At 37.6% G+C, this 1,035-nt stretch carries 1 protein-coding gene; it reads right to left on the bottom strand.

Annotated features, from left to right (window positions below):
* A partial coding sequence (locus tag AX663_RS01355) for an SspB-related isopeptide-forming adhesin (protein ID WP_331708965.1) occupies positions 1-1,035 on the bottom strand: 1,035 nt, incomplete at both ends.

Consider the following 1,035-nt stretch of genomic DNA (forward strand, 5'->3'; position numbering starts at 1 on the left):
TTGCTGTGATTACTCCGTTAGCTACTGTGATATCAAATTTAGATGTTACATCAGCACCAGTTTTACCATCGTAAGCTTTGATTGCTGAAGCATCAACATCAACTTTAGCCTCATCATAGTCATCTGAGATTCCTACAGATTGGATGTTGTCTTTGTTGTTTGCATCAAATTTAGTTGTATCTAACCATACTTGGTAAACTAGTTTTTGACCTGGTTTAACTGATTTAGTGTTAATGTTTTGAGCTTCATTGTTATCAGCTTTATCAGCATATGGGTTTGCATTTGTATCTGCATACTTGTCTGCTAATTCTTTATCATCATCTAATAATGAAGTTCCTGTTAGGTCAAATTCTTTTTCGTTTAGAACGTATTTCTCTGGGTTGAATTCTGGAGTTTCTGGTGGTGTTACTGTATTGTTGAACTCTTTGTCTGCGATGTCGCCTACAGTAGCCACAAGAACTTTAGCTGTTCCGTCGTGTGATACTGTTACTGTGACATTTGCTTTCATAGTATCGTATGTTACAGTTCCGTCAGTTCCTTTAACCTCTTCAACTGTAAAGTTGTGAACACCTTCTTCACCCTTCTTGAATTCAAGAGCTTTGAACTTAACGTTACCAGATGCATCGTTGCTTACAGTTTCAAGAGTCTTACCTTCAGAATCTTTAAGTACGAAGCTGAATTCGTTAGCTTTAAGTTCACGACCTTCAAGTTTCTTAGTGAAGTTGAACTCTACTTCAACTGGAACACTATTCACACGTTTTTCAGTTGGTTTGTTTGGTTTTTCAACAGTCTTGCTTACTGGGTTGTAGTAGTTTACTACTTGTGATGCCGTATTTTCGATGTCTACGCCACCTGCAACATCAGCTTTCACTGTTGTTGGGATGTCGAACTTGTAGTAACGTCCAAATTCAAATTTAGTAGTGTCGATGACCTGAGTATTTTCTGCATCTCCTAGAGACTTAGTAAAGCCGTCTTTAAGAGTTGCTGTGATTACTCCGTTAGCTACTGTGATATCAAATTTAGATGTTACATCAG

It is taken from the genome of Streptococcus sp. CCH8-H5 (genome assembly GCF_001556505.1).
Classification (GTDB): domain Bacteria; phylum Bacillota; class Bacilli; order Lactobacillales; family Streptococcaceae; genus Streptococcus.